Genomic DNA, 23016 nt, shown 5'->3' with positions numbered 1-23016 from the left:
TTTCCCCTTTGGGTTTTGTTGAATTCTTATGCTTCAGGCGCTTTCGGCGACGAAATGCCCGGATGCAACCTCGCGATGATTGTAGATGGTGGGCTTGTCATCAATCCGGCGCGTGGTGCTTGGAATTTCACCTTCCAGTGCTGCGCGTTCGGTGCGGGCCGAAGGATCAGCGACAGGCACTGCCGATAACAGGCGCTGCGTATAAGGATGCGTTGGCGTCTCGAAAACCTGCCTGCGCGAGCCGAGTTCCATGATTTGACCAAGATACAGAACAGCAACGCGGTGGCTCATCTTTTCAACAACAGCCATGTCATGACTGATGAAGAGATAGGCCAGTCCATGTTCCTTCTGCAGATCCATGAACAGATTGATCACCTGCGCCTGAATGGAGACATCAAGTGCAGACAGCGCTTCATCCGCAATAATCAGCTTGGGTTTTGAAGCAAGCGCACGCGCAATGCAGATGCGCTGACGCTGACCGCCGGAAAACTCATGCGGATAACGCGATGCGTGTTCAGGTCCGAGGCCTACACGCTCAAGTAACTCGGCTACGCGTGCATTAATGGCCTTGTTATTGTCGAGAAGACCGTGAGTGCGGATCGGCTCGGCAATGGAAAAGCCCACCGTCTTGCGCGGATCGAGCGATGCGAACGGGTCCTGAAAAATATACTGAACTTCACGACGCATTGCGTAGCGCTCGGAAGAACTCATCTCAGAATAGGCTTTTCCGTTAAAACGGATATCACCAGCCAGCGGCGATTGAAGCTGCTGGATTGTGCGCCCAATTGTCGATTTACCGGAACCGGACTCGCCGACAAGTGCCAGCGTTTCGCCGGGATAGATATCGAAATTCACTTTCGATACGGCATTGCAGACATGGGTGACTTTGCCGAAAAGGTTTTTCTTGATCGGAAAGCGCACGTAAAGATCGTCAACAGCCAATAGCGGCTTGTCGCTATAGCTCGCCGTATCCTGAATGCGCTCTTCACCGGAAAGAACCGGAACACCATCGCGCATCATCATAACCGGCATACGCTTGGGGAATGCTTCGCCTGTCATGCTGCCGAGCTTGGGGACGGCGGACAAAAGCGTCTGCGTGTAGGGGTGCTGCGGCGCTTCAAAGATGCGCCCAACCGGACCCTCTTCGACCTTTTTGCCCTTCCACATGACGACGACATCATCAGCCATTTCTGCCACCACACCCATGTCGTGGGTGATGAAAATGACAGCCATTTCAAGTTCTTTCTGCAAATCCTTAATAATATGCAGGATCTGAGCCTGAATGGTGACATCAAGTGCCGTTGTTGGTTCATCAGCAATCAGAAGCTTCGGACGACATGCGAGCGCCATGGCAATCATCACACGCTGGCGCATACCGCCTGAAAGCTGATGCGGATAACGTTTGAGCAGCCCTTCTGCATCCGGCAGGCGCACCATTTCCAAAAGGCGCTTGCCTTCCGCAAGAGAAGCGGCTTTCGACATGCCCTCGTGCAGCATCAGCACTTCGGAAAGCTGATTTCCGATGGTGAACACCGGATTGAGCGACGTCATCGGCTCCTGAAAGATCATCGCGATGTCTTTACCGCGAATACCGCGCATCGCCTTCTGATCAGCCTTCAATAGATCGCGTTCGCCATTCGGGCTGTTGAACAGAATGCGACCGGACGGAAATTTCGCACCGCTCATGTCAGCTAACCGCATTATGGAAAGCGACGTGATCGACTTGCCCGAGCCCGATTCACCAACGACAGCCAGAGTACGCCCTGGCGCGACGGAAAAGCTCAAATCATCGACCACCCGGCTCGAGCCGAATTCGACACTGAGGCCCTCGACCGTCAGCAGAGGTTTTGAAACAGATAAGTTCAACTCGGTTCCGTTCAAACTCGTAACTCTCTTACAACGTGATGGCAGACCGTGTGGCCTGATTGAATGCACCGGACATGAAACGCAGCAGCGCTGCGACTTCAGATAGTGTCTCTTCGGATGGACGGGCATTCGCTGTGGAATCGACCAGAAGACGTTCGCGGATTTGCGCATAGCGGGCGCAAGCCTCCGCGCCTTTTTCCGTAATCTTGACCGTCTTTTCCTTGGATGCCTTGCCGGTTGTCAGCAACCCGGCTTTTTCCAGCTTGCGGATGGCATAAGTCGCGATGTGCGTGTCTTCTATATCGAGCACGAGGCATATATCCGCGAGCTTCTTCTCCCGCCCGCGATGGCGGATCGAATGCAGGATTAGCACTTCGATTGGAGAAAGCCCTGGCAAACCAGCTGCCGCCATGCAGCGAACCATCCAGCGCGAGAAAGCGTGCGACGCCAGAATAAGGCCATACTCAACCTCAGACATCCCGGGTGAGCCACCTTCAGCGAGATGGGCAGAAGAAACAATAGGACCGAGAGATGCAACGGAACGCAGGTGCTTTGGCAGTGAAACTTCATCGAAGCCCTGCTCTCGCATCTCAGCGGGCATTTCTGCCGCCACTTCCGAGTCTCTCTTATTCCCCATTATTGCGGCTCCCTTATTTATGTGAATTTTATGTCACCATCTTATCGACATTTTGTCAATAAAGTGGGAGTATGAAATTCTGAAAAGATTTCGAAATACACTGTCTTCATGCATGAGGGAGCCAAGAATGAGCGGAACGGGAAGCGGGGTGTGGGACTTCTGGATCGACCGTGGTGGCACATTCACCGACGTCATCGGACGCGACCCGCAGGGCACTCTTCATGCACGCAAGGTTCTTTCCGAAAACCCTTCAGCCTATAAGGATGCAGCCGTCCACGGTATCCGTTTGCATCTTGGTCTTACGACCGGCGAGCCGGTCCCTGCCGGGCTGATTGGCGAAGTGCGCATGGGCACGACTGTTGCCACAAATGCGCTTCTCGAGCGCAAGGGCGAGCGGCTGGCACTTGTCACCACCAAGGGCTTCCGCGACGCTCTGCGCATCGGGTATCAGGAACGCAAAAACATCTTTGCAACCGAAATCATCAAGCCTGAAGCGCTTTATGACAGTGTGACCGAGCTCAATGAGCGCGTCCATGCGGACGGCACTGTTGAAAAAGCGCTTAATTCTGCCGAGGCAGTCGCAGCACTGCGTTCCCTTAAAGAACAGGGCTATAAGTCGATCGCGATTGCTCTCATGCATGCCTATAAATTTCCTGAGCATGAGGCTGAAATCGCGCGCATTGCGCGCGAAATCGGATTTGAACAGGTCTCCGTCAGCCATGAAGTCTCTCCCTTGATCAAGCTGGTCGGGCGTGGCGATACGACCGTGGTCGATGCTTATCTTTCGCCTGTTCTTCGCCGCTATGTGGCACAGGTTTCCAATGAACTCGACGTCGAACGCACCGGCGCTCGCGTTATGTTCATGATGTCATCGGGTGGCCTGACCGCTGCCGATCTTTTCCAGGGCAAGGATGCAATCCTGTCCGGTCCTGCAGGTGGCGTTGTGGGCCTCGCCCGCACTGGCGAGACGGCGGGTTTCGGGCAGGTCATCGGCTTTGATATGGGCGGCACATCAACCGACGTTGCCCATTTTGATGGCGAATATGAGCGCGCCTTCGAGACAGAAGTTGCAGGCGTTCGTGTGCGTGCGCCGATGATGCTGATCCATACGGTCGCGGCTGGCGGCGGCTCGATCCTGCATTATGATGCTGGTCGTTTCCGTGTTGGCCCAGATTCAGCAGGCGCAAACCCCGGCCCTGCTTGCTATCGAAACGGCGGACCGCTTGCTGTAACCGACGCCAATGTGATGCTTGGCAAATTGATCCCCGACTACTTCCCGGCGATTTTTGGACCAGAGCAGAACCAGCCGCTTGATGTTGAACGTGTTCGCACGCTGTTCACCGCGCTTGCGGATGAAATTGGCGACGACCGATCGCCGGAATCGGTTGCTGACGGCTTCATTCGCATTGCTGTTGCGAACATGGTCGAGGCGATCAAGAAAATCTCCGTCCAGCGCGGCTACGATGTTACCCGCTATGCATTGAGCTGCTTTGGTGGTGCCGGCGGGCAGCATGCCTGCCTCGTTGCCGATGCACTCGGCATGAAGAACATCCTTCTTCATCCAATGTCGGGTCTGCTTTCCGCTTACGGCATGGGCTTGGCGGATATTCGCGCCACACGCCAGAAGGCGCTTGGCGTATCACTTGATGCTTCTGCACCAGCGGCACTCAATAGTCTTGGTGAAGAACTGGCACAGGAATGTGTTGCAGAACTGACAACGCAAGGCATCGAAACCGGTGCCATCAAACGTCATCTGCGTGCACATATCCGCTATGCTGGCACCGACACGGTACTTTCGATCGAAGCGACCTTCCCTGCTGAGGACAGCGCCGAACGTTTGCGTTCAGAATTTGAAGTCGCACATAAGCGCCGTTTCGGATTCATTGCGGAAAACAAGGCATTGGTTATCGATGCCGTTGAAGTCGAAGCCGTCGGTGGCGGCGCAGGCGAAACGGAAACGAGCCTACCTCTGGAAAGCGACCTTGAGGCCGAAACGGCAAAGCGCACACGTTTCTTCTCGCATGGTGAATTCCATGATGCAGGAGTTGTTCTTCGCGAGAAGATCCAGCGCGGCCAGACCGTTACAGGCCCGGCGATCATCATCGAAAAGAACCAGACGATTGTCATCGAAGATGGCTGGCAGGCCCGCCTGACCCAGCATGATCACATCGTTCTGACGCGCATCAAAGCTCTGCCTTTACGCACGGCAATTGGCACCGAAGCCGATCCGGTCATGCTGGAGATTTTCAACAATCTCTTTATGTCGATTGCAGAACAGATGGGGGTGACACTCCAGAACACGGCCTATTCGGTCAACATCAAGGAACGTCTGGATTTCTCTTGTGCCGTGTTTGATGCCGAAGGCAATCTGGTGGCCAATGCGCCGCACATGCCAGTGCATCTCGGCTCCATGGATGCATCCGTTGCAACGGCTATCCGTGAGAACAAGGATATCAAGCCGGGCGACGTGTTCCTGATCAACGCGCCTTACAATGGCGGAACGCATCTGCCCGATTTGACCGTCTGCACGCCAGTGTTTGACGATGAAAATCGTGAAATTCGGTTCTGGGTTGCGAGCCGTGGCCACCATGCCGACATTGGCGGCATTGCGCCTGGTTCAATGTCGCCGCTGGCGGTCAATATCGAGCAGGAAGGTGTCTATATAGACAACTTCAAGCTCGTTGATCGTGGCACTTTCCGCGAAGATGCTCTGTCTGCACTTCTGACAGGCGCGACCTACCCGGTGCGCAATCTCACGCAGAACGTCAACGATCTGAAAGCGCAGATCGCCGCTAATGAAAAAGGCGTGGCTGAACTTAAAAAGATCATCGGTCTCTTCGGTGAAGATGTCGTCAAAGCCTATATGGGCCATGTTCAGGACAATGCGGCTGAAAGTGTGCGCCGCGTTCTCGACAAGCTGCCAGACGGCCATTTCACTTACGAAATGGATCAGGGTTGCCAGATCGAAGTTCGCGTCACAATCGACCGTGATAAACGCGAAGCAACGGTCGATTTCACCGGCACCTCTGAACAACGTCCTGACAACTTCAATGCGCCGGAACCAGTAACACGCGCCGCCGTGCTTTACGTATTCCGCGTGCTCGTTGAGGGCGACATTCCTATGAATGCCGGGTGCTTGCGCCCGATCAAGATCATCGTTCCGCAAGGCTCGATGCTCTCACCACGCTTCCCGGCAGCCGTTGTTGCAGGCAATGTTGAAGTCAGTCAGGCCGTAACCAACTGTCTGTTTGGCGCGACCAAAGCCATGGCCGCCGCACAGGGCACCATGAATAACCTGACATTCGGTAATGACGAGTATCAGTATTACGAAACCATCTGCTCCGGTGCCCCTGCCGGGCCGGGCTTCAATGGTGCTGATGCGGTCCATACGCATATGACCAATTCCCGCCTCACCGATCCGGAGATTCTGGAAACACGTTTCCCGGTACTGCTGGAAGACTTCCATATCCGTGAAGGCTCTGGCGGCAAAGGCAAGTGGCATGCAGGCGATGGCACCAAGCGCACGATCCGTGCACTGAAGACGCTCGATTTCGCAATCCTGTCCGGTCATCGCCGCGTGGCACCATTTGGTCTGGAAGGCGGGGAGCCCGGTCAGACTGGACGCAATGAAGTGCGCCGCAAGGATGGCACCGTTGAGGTGCTCGGCAATTGCGATCAGACCGTTCTGGAAGCAGGTGAAGCCTTTACCGTCGTGACGCCAACAGGCGGTGGCTTTGGTAAGGCCTGATAGCAAAAGCAATCATGTGTAAGAAACGCCGCCGAAAGGCGGCGTTTTTCATTGTGGTTCAGCATGTCTCCCAAAAGTGGGAACCGGTTTTGGGACAATGACATGCGTAAAAACAAAAAACTAAAGTGTGTCGCATGGATATGATAAAATGCGACACACTTTAGAACTAGAAATTGCCAAATCTCGATATACGGATTCAGATTGCCGTAATTGATAATAAAATAGAAATAATTTCTTCAAGATGGGCTAAGGCTGCGATTTTAGACGCTTCATTAGAATTAAATTCCTGTATTTTACGTCTCATCGAATATTTTTACAGGTGACCTTACAAATGAAGTTCGCAAAAATCCTCGCCACCGTTGGTGTTCTCCAGGCAGCCCTCTTCTCGACCGCAATGGCCGGTGAAAACCTTGACGCCATCAAGTCGGCGGGTGTGCTGAAGATCGGCACAGAAGGCACCTATGCACCGTTCACCTTCCACGACAAGGAAAACAAGCTTGTCGGTTTTGACGTGGAAATCGGTGAAGCTGTTGCTCAGAAGCTCGGCGTGAAACCTGAATTTGTTGAAGGCAAGTGGGATGGCCTTATCGCCGGTCTTGATGCCAAGCGCTATGATGCTGTCATCAATCAGGTTGGTATCACCGAAGAACGCCAGAAGAAGTTCAACTTCTCCAACCCTTACATCGTTTCCAAGGTTGTTCTGATCGTAAATGACAAGAACGATACGATCAAAGACTTTGCTGACCTCAAGGACAAGAAGTCGGCTCAGTCACTGACGAGCAATTATGGCCGCATTGCCAAGGAAGCTGGTGCAGAACTGGTCGCTACCGATGGCTTCGATCAGTCGATCCAGCTGGTTCTGACGGGACGCGCCGATGCGACACTCAATGACAGTCTGTCCTATCTTGATTTCAAGAAGCAGCAGCCGAACGCACCTGTAAAGGTCGTTGCTGAGAAGGAAAATGCAGATGCTTCAGGCATCATCGTCCGCAAGGGTGATGACGATCTGGTCGCTGCAATCAACAAGGCGCTTGATGAAATCAAGGCTGACGGCACCTACGACAAGATTTCGCAGAAATATTTCGGTCAGGACGTCTCCAAATAATTATCGGGTACAAGTAAGTTTCGGATAATCGCAATTTTGGAAGCCGGAACATGTTTCCGGCTTCCTTTCGTTGTGGCTATATAGAAACCTAGCAAACGTCTATTTCAGGAATTTTCCATCTAAGGACCGAACACGTGCCCGATTGGCTTCAACTCATGGCGGATTCCCTGCCCACCCTACTTTGGGCTGGGCTGATGTTCACCATCCCGCTTACAATTCTGTCCTTTATCTTCGGACTGTCCCTAGGGCTTCTCACGGCACTCGTACGCCTGTTTGCGCCAGTATGGGTGTCGCTCATCGCGCGCTTCTACGTATGGATTTTCCGTGGCACACCTATGCTGGTGCAGCTGTTCGTAATCTTTTACGGTCTGCCAAGTGCCGGCATTTATCTCGATGCTTTTACGGCTGCGGTCATCGGCTTTTCGCTCAATGTCGGCGCCTATAGTTCCGAAGTCATTCGCGCGGTCATCTCCTCGGTGCCAAAAGGCCAATGGGAAGCTGCATATTCGATTGGCATGAGCTGGCGTCAGGCACTGACCCGCACCATTCTGCCACAGGCTACCCGCACGGCTGTTCCACCGCTGTCGAACACCTTTATCTCACTGGTAAAAGACACCTCGCTCGCCGCAGCAATTACGGTGCCAGAACTTTTCCAGTCCGCACAGCGCATCGTTGCGACCACCTATGAACCTCTGATCCTCTATATCGAAGCAGCGCTGATCTATCTGGCGCTCAGCACAATCCTGTCTCATCTTCAGGCACGGCTCGAAAAGCGCTTCAGACGCTATGGCGGAACGTTGGAGACAAATGCATGATTGAGCTGAAGAATATCGTAAAAAGCTTCGATAACGTTGTTATCCTTAATGATATCAATGTGAAAATCGCCGAAGGTACGGTTACGGCACTTGTCGGCCCATCGGGCGGCGGCAAGAGCACCTTGTTGCGATGCATCAATCTGCTGGAGATTCCAACTTCAGGCACTTTGGTTCTTGGCGGCCAAAGCATTACGCTTGATCCGGATCGCAAGCCAAGCTGGCAGGCGATCCAGTCGATCCGCCGCCAAACCGGCATGGTGTTTCAGAATTTTCAGCTATTCCCGCACCAGACTGCTATCCAGAACGTCATGGAAGGCCTGATCACTGTTTTAAAATGGCCAAAGGCAAAGGCTCAGGAACGGGCGATGGAACTGCTGACAAAGGTCGGGATGGCGCACAAGGCTGATGCCTGGCCTGCAACCCTCTCCGGTGGGCAGCAGCAGCGTATCGCCATAGCGCGCGCGCTGGCGCCTTCGCCGCGAGTGCTTCTGTGTGATGAACCTACATCGGCACTTGATCCGGAGCTTGCATCCGAAGTGGTCGATGTGCTGAGCAAACTCGCCAAGGAAGGCACGACAATGGTTATTGCGACGCATGATTTACGTCTTGCTTCCAAGATCGCCCAAAATGTCGTTTTCCTGGAGTCGGGCAACATTATCGAGACTGGCAGTGCGCACGACGTCTTCGTCAATCCGGCGCGTGAACGCACGAAACAGTTCGTGGCCACGATCAACGCGGCGCATAGTTACGATATCTAACACTCAACAGAACAGCTTATATTCCGAGATCAGGGGCTTTCGTGAACAACGAAAGCCCTTGATCATATGGGCCTTATTAAATTCGTTCGTTGTTTTATGAATTTTCCAATGACACTTCCCTGCCTGCCCCTTGGTAAATACCCAAAGCGCTGTTACATTAAGGGCAACGTAAAAATTGAAGCGCCTTGCTTGCGTCCTTTCAGGTTCGCGCGGCGCCATAAGGATAAAAACCTTGAAGAACCCCGAGGAGCGCCCTGCAGGAATGGCGCATCAAGGGGCGTCCGGTGGACAAACGGGCAATCTACAGACCCGGAATCCGCCCGAGAACGGCAAGCGCAAACCGCGCAAGGAAGCCGTTTCAGAAGTCGGCAAGGCACCCAATGCCTCCGATTCAGGACGCTCAGACACGGAAAGCAAAGGCTCGCAAAGCCAACGCAAGCGTGCACGTCGTCGCAATCGCGGGAAAGTCTCTCGCGGTACGGAGACGCATACGCAAAAGCCGGTCGTTGCTGAGGCTCCCATCGTGGATGCCAAATCGGTCGACGGCAAACCTGTCGGAAAAATATCGAATCGCCGTCGCCGCGCCCGCAAGAAAAAGCAGGCTCGCCAGCAAAGCGGTGTGCCTTCGCATTTGGACAACGCAGCGAAGGCGCAGAATGCAGCTCCTCGCTCAGATAGTTCTCCGGTGCAGTCACAGCAATCCAAGCGCAATCAGGCTGGAACGCACATTACTCCGCGCAGCAATGTGCAGGAAGCACCGCTTTATGCAGCGTTGGATCTCGGCACCAACAATTGTCGCCTGCTGATCGCTTCGCCAACGCGTCCCGGCCAGTTCCGCGTGGTAGACGCATTTTCGCGCATTGTTCGCCTCGGCGAAGGACTCAGCTCATCGGGGCGTTTGAGCGAACATGCTATGCAGCGCGCGATCGATGCGCTCAAAATCTGCCGCGACAAGCTTGCATCTCGCAAAATCAGACGCGCACGCCTGATAGCAACGGAAGCGTGCCGATCGGCAGCCAATGGTGAAGAATTTCTCGCGCGCGTCCGCGAGGAAACCGGACTTGAACTCGAAATCGTTGATCGCCAGACAGAAGCACGTCTCGCTGTTTCCGGTTGTGGAACGCTCGTAACACGCGAGACTGATGCAGTTGTGCTCTTCGATATTGGAGGCGGTTCATCAGAAATCGCGCTGATCGATGTATCCCAGCGCCGTTCGCCGCGTCTTGCCGAACATATTACGGCATGGACTTCCCTGCCCGTTGGCGTTGTCACATTGGCTGAACGCTTTGGTGGACGCAACGTCACGCAGGAAAGCTTCGACGCCATGGTCGGTCACGTTACGGAATTGCTTTCCGGTTTTGCCGAACGCCATTGTCTGGGCCAACTTGCTGCAAGCTCGCGTTTTCACCTGCTCGGCACCTCAGGCACTGTAACCACACTCGCCGGCATCCATCTTGGACTGGAGCGCTATGATCGTCGTCGCGTCGATGGTATGTGGATGGGATCAGATGAGGTGACACAGATGACGAGCCGTCTATTGTCATGGGATTTTGACGCGCGGGTCGCCAATCCTTGTATTGGTGCCGACCGGGCCGATCTCGTGCTGGCAGGCTGTGCAATTCTCGACGCCATACGCAATGTCTGGCCGAGTGAAAAACTTCTCGTTGCTGATCGCGGGTTACGCGAAGGCATATTGACCGAACTCATGTCGCGTGACGGTGCCTGGCGCCATAACCGCGCCCAAACTGCCAAAACTGGCGGTAAAACCGACGTAAGAAACAGGCATTGAAGATGAGCAAAGCAGGCGGAAACAAAGGCGGCACGAAAACCGGCGGACGCGGCGGTGCTGGCACAAGCAATCTTCGCGTTCGTGTGAAGAAAAAAGCCGGAACGATCAAGGAGTCCTCGCGTCGTTGGCTGGAGCGTCACCTGAACGATCCTTATGTGCACAAATCAAAGCAGGACGGTTATCGTTCGCGCGCGGCCTACAAGCTGATTGAAATCAATGATCGCTATAATCTTTTGAAAAAGGGGCAGAAAATTATCGATCTGGGTGCTGCACCCGGCGGCTGGTCGCAGATCGCTGCCAAGATTGTCGGTTCCACGGATGAAAACCCGCAAGTTGTCGGCATCGATTATCTGCATGTTGATCCACTGCCCGGCGTTATTTTGCTGGAAATGGACTTTCTCGATGAAACGGCACCAGAGAAGCTGATGGAAGCGCTCGGTGACAAGCCTGATCTGGTGATCTCAGATATGGCAGCACCGACGACCGGTCACCGCCGTACGGACCATTTGCGCACAGTGCATCTTTGCGAAGTGGCGGCCGACTTTGCGGTATCCGTGCTGAAGCCGGGCGGGCACTTCCTCACCAAGACATTCCAGGGCGGCACTGAAAACGACCTGCTGGCAATGCTGAAACAGAAATTCCGTTCTGTTCATCATATCAAACCACCAGCATCGCGTGCGGAATCTGTCGAATTGTATCTGCTTGCCCGCGATTTTAAGGGGTAGTCTTGGCACTCTGAGGTAGGATGAGAAAAAGGCGGCTTTGAAAGCTGCCTTTTTATTTGCCGTTGGCAGAGTCCGCAGCCTCCAAAGCTGTACGCTCTTTACTCCTGGACTTGATTGTTACCGGACCGGAAAGCTCGCGTCCTGCATCTGGTGCCAGCTTTGCGAACCAGAAGAAAGCTGTCGCTGAAACAGCGGCAACCACGAAGAACCCAATATGGAAATCTGCGAGTTGCAGTGGGGCGCCCCGCAAAGCGGTACTGATTTCGAGAATTCCACCAGCCATAGCAACACCGAGTGCAATTGAAACCTGCTGCGCGACGGCTGTAATCGGTGTCGCCTGACTTGTTTTGGCATCAGGGATTTCGGCAAAAGCCAATGCATTGACACCGGTGAAGAACAGCGAGCGGAAAAACCCGCCAATCAGTAAAAGGCCGATGATGAGACCATAGGGCGTTTCTGGAAAAAACAGGCCGTTTGCTGCAATGAATGCCGCTGAAATCAGCGAACCATACATCAATGTTCTTCGGAAACCGAAGAGACTGAAGACCCGCTTGGCACCAAACTTCATGCTGATGGCCCCAATCGCAGAAACGAATGTCATCATGCCTGATTGAAACGGCGTCATGCCAAAACCAAGCTGGAACATCAAAGGCAGCAGAAATGGAATAGCGCCTATGCCCAGTCGAAACACGCTGCCACCGAAAACCGCTGAGCGAAAGACCTGATTATCAAAGAGCTTCAGATCAAGCAGCGGATCACTTATGCGGCGCGCATGAAGAATATAAAGCACCGAGCAGACCAGACCGATGGCTACAGTCACAAAACCGATCACTGGCGGCAAAGCTGGGAGGCTTACAACCGATAAGCCGAACACCACGCCCGACATCGCGATCCCGGACAGGAAAAAGCCGGGCCAGTCGAGACGTTTGGTGATCCGCTCATCATTGTCGGGCAAAAATCGGGTTGCAAACCAGATACCAATCACGCCAATCGGCACGTTGATCAGAAATATCCAGTGCCACGAGAAAAATGTCGTTATGAAGCCACCTACCGGCGGGCCAACCAAAGGCCCAACCATCGCGGGGATGGTGAGCCACGCCATGGCGGAAACAAGTTCGCTTCTGGGTGTCGAACGGATGAGAACCAGTCGTCCGACCGGTGTCATCATCGCGCCACCCATGCCCTGCAGGAACCGTGCGACAACAAAAGCGGCCAGCGAGTTGGATGCGGCACAGGCCAGCGAGCCGACAACGAAAATAGCAATCGCTGCCCGAAAGACGTTCTTGGCACCGAATCGGTCTGCCATCCATCCGCTCACAGGAATAAAAACCGCGAGAGAGACGAGATAAGCCGTCAATGCGAGTTTTAACGCAATCGGACTGGTGCCGATATCAGCGGCAATTGCGGGAAGCGATGTTGAAATAACGTTCGAGTCCATTTGCTCCATGAAAAGAGCAATTGCCAGCACGAGTGGAACGATCCGGTTCAAGTTGAAAATCCGAATAAAAGCAGAGAATTAAAGACGACTTTTCAGTCAATCATAACCACTGCTTTATGTAGCGCCTGCACAGAATTTACCAGTTAATTTCGCGTCACAATACGGTGACATACCCAAAATCGGCGTAACTCCGGGGAGTTGCTGTTGCATTTTCACGCCCCGTTACACTCGTTCACATTTATGTAAAATGGGTTGCGCTACCCGTAACGGGCTGTTACATTTTGTTACAGTTCTCGAGCTTTAGAATCCGATGTGGAGGCGTCGCGGTTCAAGGAGGTAGAAAAATGAGCGATATTACAAGAACAGCGATCGTCTATGGCATGATGATCATTTCGCTGAATACCGCACTGGCAATTGGTCTTCTTGGGTTGGACTTCCTGCGTTAGACGCGGCATCCACAAAATAGAATTTTGCCCTCCAGGCAAGCATGAAAAAGGGTGTTCCTGAATTTGGGAGCACCCTTTTGATTTGAAGCACATCCGGAAAAGTGTGAAACGACTTTCAGTATGTGCGTAAAACAATTGGAAATCGCACAAACTCATAATTGCCAGTTTGGTCTTCCAATACATGGCATGAACTCTCCGTTCAGTTTCCATGCATAAGAGAAGCTAAGCATATTCACGGTTCGAGCTATTCCAAGGAATAGCCCGATAAAATGAACTGCTATAAAATCCGACCCTGAGTTGATGGATCAAAAAATACCGACTTGTCGAGATTGAATGCAAGCCGCGACCTTTGACCCGCAACAATGCGGGCATCAGCACGTAAACGTGCGACGACCTGCTTGCCACCAATACGCGTCACAGCGAAAGTGTCAGAGCCGGCCGGTTCTACAACATCAATCAGACATTCGCCTTCAACCACCGAATGAGCGTTGCGGTCAGCGCCATCAGGATCAGTCAGGGCCTCAGGACGGATGCCAAACATGACTTGCTTGCCCACATAGTCACCGAGACTTTGCGGGGCAGTTTTCAGCGGCAGCTTCAGCGTTTCGCCCTCACCCTGTTCAAGCACGACCGCAAGCTCAGAACCATTCTTCTCAATGCCCGCATGAAGAAGGTTCATCGCAGGTGAGCCCATAAAATCTGCGACAAACATATTGGCCGGATTGTTGTAGATTTCCGCTGGCGTGCCGAATTGCTGCAGGATACCGTCCTTCAGAACAGCAATCTTGGTTGCAAGTGTCATCGCTTCGATCTGATCATGCGTCACATAGACGATTGTTGTCTTCATGCGGTGATGCAGGCGCTTGATCTCTGTCCGCATATCAACACGCAACTTGGCATCAAGGTTCGAGAGTGGTTCGTCGAACAGGAAGACCTGCGGATTGCGCACAAGTGCACGCCCCATGGCAACGCGCTGACGCTGGCCACCGGAAAGCTGGCTTGGTTTGCGGTCCAGCAGATGGCCTATCTGAAGAATATCCGCGACTTCCTGAATGGCTTTCTCGCGTTCAGGTTTGGGAACTTTGCGAATTTCCATACCGAAAGCGATGTTTCCCGCCACGGTCATGTTCGGATAAAGCGCGTAGGACTGGAACACCATCGCAATATCGCGCTGTGAAGGATGCAAGCCGGAAACGGAGCGGTCATTGATCAGAATATCGCCGGACGTAATCGGCTCGAGACCAGCAATCGTATTCAGCAAAGTGGATTTGCCGCAGCCCGAGGGTCCGACGAGTACCAGAAAGCCGCCTTCCTCAATCTCGATATTGATATCCTTCAAGACCGAGACGTTGCCGTAGGATTTATAGAGATCGGTAATTTTCAGAAATGACATGTCAGACTTATCCCTTAACGGCACCGGACATCAGGCCGCGCACGAAGTAGCGCCCGGAGACAATGTAAACGATCAGCGTTGGCAAAGCCGCCAGAATGGCAGCTGCAAAGTGAACGTTATATTCCTTGACGCCTGTGGAGGAGGAAACGAGGTTGTTGAGTGCCACCGTCATCGGTGTTGAATTTGCACCAGAGAAAGATGCACCGAAGAGGAAGTCGTTCCAGATATTGGTGAACTGCCAGATGACCGACACAACGATGATCGGACCTGAAGACGGCAGAAGAATGCGCCAGAAAATCTGGAAAAAGCTTGCACCATCGATCTGCGCTGCGCGCACCAGTTCAGTCGGGAACGCTTCATAATAGTTGCGGAAATAAAGCGTCGTGAAGCCGATACCATAGACCACGTGAACAAGGATCAGCCCCCAGATCGTGCCCGCAATACCAAGCATCCCCAGAACGCGCGCCATCGGGATAAGGACAATCTGAAACGGGATGAAGCATGAAAGCAGCAGCAAACCGAAGAAGATGTTCGAGCCGCGGAAGCGCCATTTGGTAAGCACATAGCCGTTCAACGCACCAACAACCGTGGAGATCGCTACCGCAGGCACAACCATCAGGATCGAGTTGATAAAGAAGGGCTTGAGGCCTGTGGGCTGCACACCGATTTGTGCCGTTGACCACGCCGAAAGCCAGGGTTCAATTGTCCATTGCTGCGGCAGGCCCAACATACCGCCCTGGCGAATTTCCTCAAGCGGCTTGAACGAATTCACCAGCATCACGTAGAGCGGCAGCAGATAGTAAATTGCAAACAGCAGCAGTGCAGAATAAATCAAAGCACGTGTCAGCTTGCCACTGTTGATCGCGTTTTCCTGGGTCTGAACACTCATGAGCGTGACCCTCCGCGAATTTCCGAATAGAGATATGGAATGATGATTGAGAATATCATCACAAGCATGATGATTGCTGACGATGCACCGATACCCATCTGGTTGCGGGTAAACGTATAAGAATACATGAAGGTCGCGGGCAATTCAGTTGCCTGTCCAGGTCCACCACCTGTCAGGGCAATCACGAGGTCATAGGCCTTGATTGCAAGATGCGCGAGCACCACAAAAGCCGACAGGAACACCGGGCGCATCAAAGGAATGATGATGCGGCGATAGATTGTTCCCGTCGAAGCGCCGTCAATCTGTGCCGCTTTGATGATCTCGTTGTCAACGCCGCGCAGACCTGCAAGGAACATCGCCATGACAAAGCCCGATGACTGCCAGACAGCAGCAATCACCAGACAGTAAATTGCCATCGTGTTGCTCTTGATCCAGTTGAAGGTGAAACCTTCCCAGCCCCAAAGTCGAACCGTGTGCTCAAGACCGATACCCGGATCGAGAAACCATTTCCACGCCGTACCCGTCACAATGAAGGAAAGCGCCATGGGATAAAGGTAGATCGGACGCAGAAAGCCTTCTCCACGGATCTTCTGATCGAGCAGGGTTGCCAGAAACAGGCCGATAACCGAACAAATGATGATGTAGAGCGAGGCGAAAATCGCAAGATTGGTGACCGCTCGCCACCAGTGTGGCAATGCCCAGAGCTTTTCATAATTTGACAGGCCAACAAAACCGTAGGACGGCAACATGCGGCTGTTTGTGACAGAAAGAACGCCTGTATAGATAATAAATCCATATACAAAGACGAGAACAATCAAGAAGCTCGGCGCGAGAACCAGCTTGGGCACCAGTTCTTGTAGTCGGCTGTTACGCTGCATATCTGCGCCATCCTGTTTAAGCTACCGCCTCGTGCTGCCAGCTTGTTTAAAAACGCATCCCGAAAAATAAAATATGATTTTCGGATCAGACACGCGTTAGAACAAGACCTTGGAGCGCAGGTATTGCGGCGGTATTAAGCCATTATTTTCAATGAATTATAGCGTATGTAATGAGAGCGTCCGGGTGCTGTGTCCCGGACGCCCCTTATCTGCTTACTTGGCGCTTTCAACAGCCGTAACCAGTTCCTTGACAGCATCTTCAGACGAGAGCTGGCCGTTGAACTGACGCGTTACGACGTCATAGATGGCGTTCTTGACGGAAGCCGGATTTGCATAGCCATGAGCCATGGAACCGAGCATGGTGCCCTTTTCAGCAGCTTCCTTCACATCGGCGATAGCTTTCTTGCCGCAAGCGTCGAAATCGGTGTCAGGCACGTCGGTGCGTGCTGGAGCCGATCCCTTGACCACGTTGAAGGCCGACTGGAATGCCGGGCTTTCGATGGCTGACGCCATTTCTAGCTGTGCAGGCACCTTGTCTTCAGCAACCTTGAACATCGCGAACATGTCGGAGTTAAAGGTTACAGAACCCTGTGTTTCCGGGTAACGCATGCAGACGAAGTCTTCGCCTGGCTTCTTACCGGCTTTGATGAATTCGCCCTTTGCCCAGTCACCCATGAACTGAACGCCAGCCTTGCCTTCGATAACCATCGCCGAAGCAAGGTTCCAGTCACGACCGGAGAAGTTGTCATCCACATAGGACCGCAACTTGGTCATGCGATCGAAGGCCTCTTTCATCTTATCGCTACCCAGAGTTTCCGGGTCCAGATCAACGAAAGCCTTTTTGTAAAAGTCCGGGCCAAAGGAGAGCACGACGGCATCAAAAATCGTCGCATCCTGCCATGGCTGACCACCGTGAGCGATCGGGGTAATACCCTGTTCCTTGAACTTGTCGAGAAGCGCTACAAGTTCATCCCAGTTGGTCGGCTCTTTGCCGCCAGCTTTGTCGAGGGCTGCCTTGTTGATCCACATCCAGTTGGTGGAATGAACGTTTACAGGCGCTGCAATCCAGTGGCCGTCATATTTGGCAAATTCCTGCAGAGGTGCCGGGATAACCTTGTCCCAGCCTTCTTTGCCAGCAATCTCATCAAGATTGCCGAGAGCGCCCTGCTCCGCCCAGTCGCGGATATCGAAGCCGAGCATCTGCACTGCAGTTGGAGCATTGCCTGCCGTAACGCGAGCACGCAGAACCGTCATGGCTTCTGTGCCGCCGCCGCCTGCAACTGGCATATCCGTCCAGCTGATGCCTTTGCCTTCAAGGTCTTTCTTCAGAACATCGAGTGCCGCAGCTTCGCCGCCAGCTGTCCACCAATGCAGGACTTCAACGTTCTGCTTGTCCTGTGCGCTGGCTGTAACAGGTGCCATTGCTGCAAGCATTGCACAGGCAGCTGTGCCCATCGCGGCCATTCTGAAAAACTTATGCATGTGTCTACCTCCCGTAGAACTCTACAAAACAAAATTTCGTCGGATGCTGTCGTCAGGCATCAGGCCCGCACACCCGGAAGATCGTTCAATCTGCTTTGAGACCTCCATCCCACTCTATTTCTCGCAGCTCCTTCTGCGATTGACAACGTTGTCTTTTTTGAATGAAAATCACCTGCAAGACAAGATGTGCTCTTAGGATAGGCTCAAATACGGGATGTGTGTCAATATGGATTAGGTGAGAAAAATCGAGACATTCAATTCAAGCGTGTCGATAGCTGAAAAAATTGACCAAATATCCCAGTAAAATTAAACACTTGGTTCGTTCACTATATTTCTGATGACAAAACTTTGCTCAGTTCGGAAAATCGGCAAAACGCAACGCGTTGTGCTTTTTTAGGCAGTATAAAATTACTGTGAGTGGACTGGACATTATCCTCCGGAATGCATAATTTCCAGTCGCTCGCACAATGGTGTGCGGGTTTGTTCTCGGGGCGGGGTGAAACTCCCCACCGGCGGTATGAAGAGTGATCTTCGAGCCCGCGAGCGCCTGCAGCAGAAAGCCGATTCGGCGGTTTGTTTCAGGGTCAGCAGATCCGGTGAGATGCCGGAGCCGACGGTTAAAGTCCGGATGGAAGAGAGCGAAAGAATGTTTGGTTACGCTCAATTCGGCGTGGCTCGCGTTCCTTTGTGCGCCCTGATTCTAGTTTCGTGAGGAACCTATGAACCAGAGCTATCCGAACAAGACATCCTTCAAAATTGCCTTCATTCAGGCTCGCTGGCATGCGGATATCGTTGACGAAGCACGTAAGAGCTTCATCGCTGAACTCGCCGCAAAAACCGGCAGCAACGTGGAAGTCGAAGTTTTCGACGTTCCCGGTGCTTATGAAATTCCGCTTCATGCAAAGACACTTGCCAAGACTGGCCGCTATGCTGCCATTGTGGGCGCTGCATTCGTGATCGATGGCGGAATTTACCGTCACGATTTCGTCGCCACGGCCGTCATCAACGGCATGATGCAGGTACAGCTTGAGACCGAAGTTCCGGTGCTTAGCGTATCGCTCACCCCGCATCATTACCACGACAGTAAAGAGCATCACGACTTCTTCTTCAACCATTTCAAGGTGAAGGGTGTTGAAGCCGCGCACGCAGCTTTGCAGATTGTTAGTGAACGCGCTCGTATTGCAGCACTCGTATAGTAAAGATTGGCCGGCCTTGCGATTGCGAAGCCGGCTACTCGCTTACGATACGCTCAGGATGGGTGTAGACGTCGAAATCATCGCCTCTGACAAGCGCTACGAGCGTTAGATTGGTTTCGTCTGCTGTACGGATGGCAAGCGCTGTTGGCGCTGAAATCGCTGCAAGCAGCGGTACGCCGAGAATAACGGCCTTCTGCACCATCTCCACAGAGACACGGCTCGTAATGGCAACCAGCCCGCTATTTGCGGGCTTGTTTGCTCGGGCGAGTGCGCCAATTAGCTTGTCGAGTGCATTATGCCTTCCGACATCCTCACGCGTTGCAAAAAGCCCCTCACCCGGCACAAAAAAGCCAGCGCCATGCACTGCATGTGTCTGCCTATTCAATTGCTGTGCACCACCCAAGGCATCCATTGCAGCAACAATTGATCCGGCTTTCAGCTGAAATCCATCCGCCTTGATCGCAGATAATGGACGTATTGCCTGATCGATGGAATCGATCCCACACAAGCCGCAACCGACCGGCCCGGCCATAAAGCGGCGGCGAGCGACAAGCATTTCCTCCCGCTGATCGACAAGCCGCATCTGAATATCGATGCCTTTTCCAAAGACTTCGATGTTCAGATCTTCGATTTCCGAGATACACCCTATGATACCTTCGGTCAGGCTGAAACCCACTGCGAAATCTTCGAGATCATCGGGCGTGGCCATCATAACAGCATGCGTCGTGCCATTATAGCTCATCGCCACTGGCACTTCTTCCGGGACATCACGGTTGCTCTCGTGGAGGCCGGATTCACGACGAGCAAGACGCGGAACACTTTGGCTGATGTTCTGCATCGTCATGTCGTTCCGCCGCCTGTCGTTTCTGCCCTCATGCGGAATTAGTATCCAACACCTCTGCAGCAAGCAAGTCCAGTGGCTCAACACTTGCGGATCAAGTCGATAACGAGCTATACCCGCTAACCGGAAATGAGCCTTTCAGCGACTTATATTATAGGTGAAAAACGATGGATATTCGGCAGATCGACGACAATTACTCAGTCACTGGACAAATCTCGCCGGATGATGTGCGTGATATTGCGGCTGAAGGTTTTCAGACGATTATCTGCAATCGTCCCGATGGTGAAGGCGGTGAAGATCAGCCTAGCTTTGCCGAAGTTGCCAAGGTTGCCGAAAAGGCAGGCATCAAGACCTATTACATCCCGGTTGTTGGCGGCCAGCTGACCCAGGAGAATGTCGATGACATGGCCTCGGCTCTCAACGAAGCCGAAGGCCCTATTCTCGGCTATTGCCGCTCAGGCGCACGTTCTACGAATATCTACGGTATCGTCCAGAACCAAAAGCGCGGATAAAGAACGAACGCAGACTATTTGGACGGTGTAGCCGCAGAGGCATTTGAGCAGTCTTTGCAAACATGGCTATCACCGTCCAGAAACGCGTGGGCCAGAAAAGCGCGCATTTGTAAACTTCGTACGACGCACATTATGCGCCGAATACTGGCGATAATAACCCATGCCTGTGCGGATAGCTGTCGCAACGACACCGCCCGCCACCATCATCCAGCCAATAATCATTGGCCAGTTGAAGCTTTCAATTCCGCTGCTCAAAGCAACGATAACAACACCCGCCCAGAGAACTGCCGCGGTGCGACGCCAGAAAACGGGGTTGAGTTCATCAAAGACCGCCTTCCACAAAGAGTGCACAAGGCAGGCGAAGAAAACGGCGGCAGCCAAACCAATATTTAGCAACTCGACCGGGAGCCATTGTTGCGTATCCAGCATTGTTTTCATCATCCAAGTCATGCCCGGAGTTTTTAAGACCAGCCCGTATGGCTATCGTGTCTAAATCCGGGACGTTGTTTCCATGTGCCCATTCAGCTTCCGCTTTGTGGCTTCAACGTGGTAGAAGCATGGAAACCCCTTCATAATACAGTCACATATTATTGCGTTCACGCGAAATATCGTGTTGAAATCATTGATCTATCTGGTCCAGGCTACACCGACGCACCACTCCAAAGCCCTTGATAGAGCTGGATTTTTTGGATTTATGGAACTTCGGAAGCAGGCAAGTATTACCGCGTTAAAGTCGCGATACATAACGGCTTTGTAACAATTTGATATTGCAGAACTTCCGCTGTTAACTGCGTTGTCCACCCAATCGACGCCCGACACGCGCAAGCAGAATAACCGGCAATATGCCGACTGCCACAATTGCCAAAGCGGCAACGGAAGCCTCTTCATAGGTTCCGCGCGCAGCTTCGCCATAAAGATGGGTGGCAAAAGTCTCTATATTGAGGGGGCGCAACAGAAGCGTTGCGGGTAGTTCTTTCACACAATCGACAAACACCAAAAGTCCAGCGGCAACGATAGCCGTTTTTGAAAGCGGCAAATGTACCTGACAGAATGTTGTGGTTACCCCGCGCCCCAGCGTGCGTGAAGCATGGTCGAGCGATTGTGGAATACGTTCGAGCCCTGCATCTATGCCTCCGGCAGAGATTGCCAGAAAGCGCGCCGCATAGGCGTAGATGATGGCAGCTCCCGTACTGATCAGCAGTAACCCCGTTGAAATACCAAAGAAATAGGTGAAAACTCCATCGAACAAACGATCGACTGCACCTGAAACGATCATGATGCCAATTGCAATCACCGTACCGGGTGCCGCATAGCCCATGGTCGAAAAACGGTAGAACCAGCGCGAGGCAGTTCCCGGAAAGAGCCGCATCGCATAAGCCACCACCATGCCAAACAACAGAACCAGAATGGTTGCGACCGAAGCCAGCATCACCGTGTTGAATGCTTCACCGGCAAGACGCGGAGATATGCCTGCAAAACGCATGCGTTTGACCGCCTCAATCACGAGATAGGTCGCAGGCATGACAAAGCCAACGATAATTGGTACAGCACAGAGCACAAAAAGCCAGAGGCCATTGATGCCGCTTACCCTAAGCGGTTCAAAGCCACGCGAGTGGCGAATATTGGATGAAAAGCGTTGCTTGCGCCGCGCCCAGCGCTCGATTGATACAAGTGCGACAACCAATAACAAAAGCGCCAGGGCGAGCTGTGCGGCACCGGGCAAATCAAAGCGCGTGACCCATGTTGTGTAGATCGAAACCGTCAATGTTCGCACACCAAGAAACTCGGCGGCACCAACATCATTGAGTGTTTCCATCAAAGCAAGGCTTACACTGACGGCAACTGCGGGGCGCGCGAGTGGCAATGCTACACGCCAGAAAATCCCTCTGCGGCTGACGCCCAATGTCCGCGCTGCTTCAATCAGGCTGGCGGACTGTGTGAGAAACATCGCCCGTGTCGGAATATAAACATAAGGATAGAGAACGAAGCCGAGCAGAATAATGCAACCGGTCATCGACCTTATATCCGGCAAGCGGAACTGGCGCGGCGTATCATAGCCAAGCACAAAGCGGATCGCGCTTTGTATCGGCCCGATCGGATGCAGAATATCGAGATAGGCATAGGCGATAATATAGGTAGGCACCGCTAGGGGCAGCAAAAGCGCCCATTCGAGCACACCACGCCCGCGAAAATCATAAGCCGTTACAAGCCATGCAGCAGACGTGCCGACAAATGCAGTTATAAGCCCGACGCCTGCCAGCAGAATGATCGTATCGGTAAAGGCTGTAGCGAAGATCGTCGAGAAAAGATGGCTCCAAAGGCCGGAGGAACCGCGTAGCGCTTCGATTACAAGTGCGAGCACCGGCAGGCAAACCAACAGCGTAATCAATCCTGAGAGCCACAACCAGCCTCTCCCCGAGCGGGTGCGATAAGGCATGGATGACGATGCGGCTTGCAAAGGTTCCGGCATGTTATTGTCGACCTTCATATTACAACGC

18 protein-coding genes and 1 riboswitch are annotated in these 23016 nt (G+C 53.0%); of the genes, 8 read left to right on the top strand and 10 right to left on the bottom strand.

Going from position 1 to position 23016, the window contains the following annotated elements; all coding sequences use genetic code 11:
* Positions 1–33: 33 nt before the first annotated feature.
* Together C9380_RS14275 and C9380_RS14270 are read right to left on the bottom strand one after the other, a co-directional pair.
* Positions 34–1881, bottom strand: coding sequence for an ABC transporter ATP-binding protein (locus C9380_RS14275; RefSeq protein WP_051514716.1), 1848 nt, complete (start codon positions 1879–1881; stop codon positions 34–36).
* Between the two features lie 13 nt (positions 1882–1894).
* Positions 1895–2503, bottom strand: a complete 609-nt coding sequence (locus C9380_RS14270) for a winged helix DNA-binding protein (RefSeq protein ID WP_024896303.1) — start codon at positions 2501–2503, stop codon at positions 1895–1897.
* A 112-nt stretch (positions 2504–2615) separates the two neighbouring features.
* On the opposite strand from C9380_RS14270, the gene C9380_RS14265 reads away from it, so the two are divergent.
* The 6 genes from C9380_RS14265 (at position 2616) to C9380_RS14240 (ending at position 11443) form a co-directional block, all read left to right on the top strand.
* Positions 2616–6251, top strand: coding sequence for a hydantoinase B/oxoprolinase family protein (locus C9380_RS14265; RefSeq protein WP_210249767.1), 3636 nt, complete (start codon positions 2616–2618; stop codon positions 6249–6251).
* 331 nt (positions 6252–6582) lie between these two features.
* Entirely contained in the window at positions 6583–7356 is a 774-nt protein-coding gene (locus C9380_RS14260) for an amino acid ABC transporter substrate-binding protein (protein WP_024896305.1), read from the top strand.
* Between the two features lie 134 nt (positions 7357–7490).
* A complete protein-coding gene (locus C9380_RS14255) occupies positions 7491–8171 on the top strand; it encodes an amino acid ABC transporter permease (RefSeq protein WP_024896306.1) in 681 nt (226 codons plus the stop codon).
* On the top strand, positions 8168–8929 hold the full coding sequence (locus C9380_RS14250) for an amino acid ABC transporter ATP-binding protein (protein ID WP_128093833.1): 762 nt from the start codon (positions 8168–8170) through the stop codon (positions 8927–8929). The genes C9380_RS14255 and C9380_RS14250 overlap by 4 nt, the downstream gene beginning before the upstream one ends.
* A 232-nt stretch (positions 8930–9161) precedes the next feature.
* On the top strand, positions 9162–10718 hold the full coding sequence (locus tag C9380_RS14245) for a Ppx/GppA phosphatase family protein (RefSeq protein WP_100556958.1): 1557 nt from the start codon (positions 9162–9164) through the stop codon (positions 10716–10718).
* Between the two features lie 2 nt (positions 10719–10720).
* Positions 10721–11443 carry an RlmE family RNA methyltransferase gene (locus C9380_RS14240; RefSeq protein WP_094539123.1) on the top strand — a complete coding sequence of 241 codons (723 nt, stop codon included), beginning with the start codon at positions 10721–10723 and terminating at the stop codon, positions 11441–11443.
* 52 nt (positions 11444–11495) lie between these two features.
* On the opposite strand, the gene C9380_RS14235 is transcribed toward C9380_RS14240, so the two are convergent.
* From C9380_RS14235 to C9380_RS14215, 5 genes are all read right to left on the bottom strand, one after another.
* Positions 11496–12932, bottom strand: a complete 1437-nt coding sequence (locus tag C9380_RS14235; RefSeq protein ID WP_100556957.1) for a DHA2 family efflux MFS transporter permease subunit — start codon at positions 12930–12932, stop codon at positions 11496–11498.
* A 672-nt stretch (positions 12933–13604) separates the two neighbouring features.
* A complete protein-coding gene (locus tag C9380_RS14230) occupies positions 13605–14720 on the bottom strand; it encodes an ABC transporter ATP-binding protein (protein WP_128093832.1) in 1116 nt (371 codons plus the stop codon).
* Between the two features lie 7 nt (positions 14721–14727).
* Positions 14728–15609, bottom strand: coding sequence for a carbohydrate ABC transporter permease (locus C9380_RS14225; RefSeq protein WP_024896312.1), 882 nt, complete (start codon positions 15607–15609; stop codon positions 14728–14730).
* On the bottom strand, positions 15606–16487 hold the full coding sequence (locus tag C9380_RS14220; RefSeq protein ID WP_128093831.1) for a carbohydrate ABC transporter permease: 882 nt from the start codon (positions 16485–16487) through the stop codon (positions 15606–15608). The genes C9380_RS14225 and C9380_RS14220 overlap by 4 nt, the downstream gene beginning before the upstream one ends.
* Positions 16488–16700: 213 nt before the next feature.
* Positions 16701–17969 (bottom strand): ABC transporter substrate-binding protein, encoded by a 1269-nt coding sequence (locus C9380_RS14215; protein ID WP_111787105.1) that lies wholly within the window; start codon positions 17967–17969, stop codon positions 16701–16703.
* Positions 17970–18447: 478 nt separating this feature from the next.
* Positions 18448–18613: riboswitch (FMN riboswitch) on the top strand.
* 75 nt (positions 18614–18688) lie between these two features.
* On the opposite strand from C9380_RS14215, the gene C9380_RS14210 reads away from it, so the two are divergent.
* Positions 18689–19165, top strand: a complete 477-nt coding sequence (locus C9380_RS14210) for a 6,7-dimethyl-8-ribityllumazine synthase (RefSeq protein WP_024896316.1) — start codon at positions 18689–18691, stop codon at positions 19163–19165.
* 34 nt (positions 19166–19199) lie between these two features.
* Here C9380_RS14210 and fdhD read toward each other — a convergent pair whose 3' ends face one another.
* A complete protein-coding gene (fdhD, locus tag C9380_RS14205; protein ID WP_128093830.1) occupies positions 19200–20009 on the bottom strand; it encodes a formate dehydrogenase accessory sulfurtransferase FdhD in 810 nt (269 codons plus the stop codon).
* Between the two features lie 164 nt (positions 20010–20173).
* On the opposite strand from fdhD, the gene C9380_RS14200 reads away from it, so the two are divergent.
* Positions 20174–20518 carry a protein tyrosine phosphatase family protein gene (locus C9380_RS14200; protein ID WP_024896318.1) on the top strand — a complete coding sequence of 115 codons (345 nt, stop codon included), beginning with the start codon at positions 20174–20176 and terminating at the stop codon, positions 20516–20518.
* 69 nt (positions 20519–20587) lie between these two features.
* On the opposite strand, the gene C9380_RS14195 is transcribed toward C9380_RS14200, so the two are convergent.
* Together C9380_RS14195 and C9380_RS14190 are read right to left on the bottom strand one after the other, a co-directional pair.
* Positions 20588–20959, bottom strand: coding sequence for a hypothetical protein (locus tag C9380_RS14195; protein WP_424576813.1), 372 nt, complete (start codon positions 20957–20959; stop codon positions 20588–20590).
* Between the two features lie 343 nt (positions 20960–21302).
* Positions 21303–22988, bottom strand: coding sequence for an ABC transporter permease (locus tag C9380_RS14190; protein WP_247877604.1), 1686 nt, complete (start codon positions 22986–22988; stop codon positions 21303–21305).
* Positions 22989–23016: the final 28 nt, after the last annotated feature.

The sequence above is a fragment of the Brucella pituitosa genome (genome assembly GCF_003049685.1).
GTDB classification, from domain to species: Bacteria; Pseudomonadota; Alphaproteobacteria; order Rhizobiales; family Rhizobiaceae; genus Brucella; species Brucella pituitosa.
The sequence above is the reverse complement of the archived record's forward strand: the minus strand, read 5'-3'. Positions and strand labels throughout refer to the sequence as shown.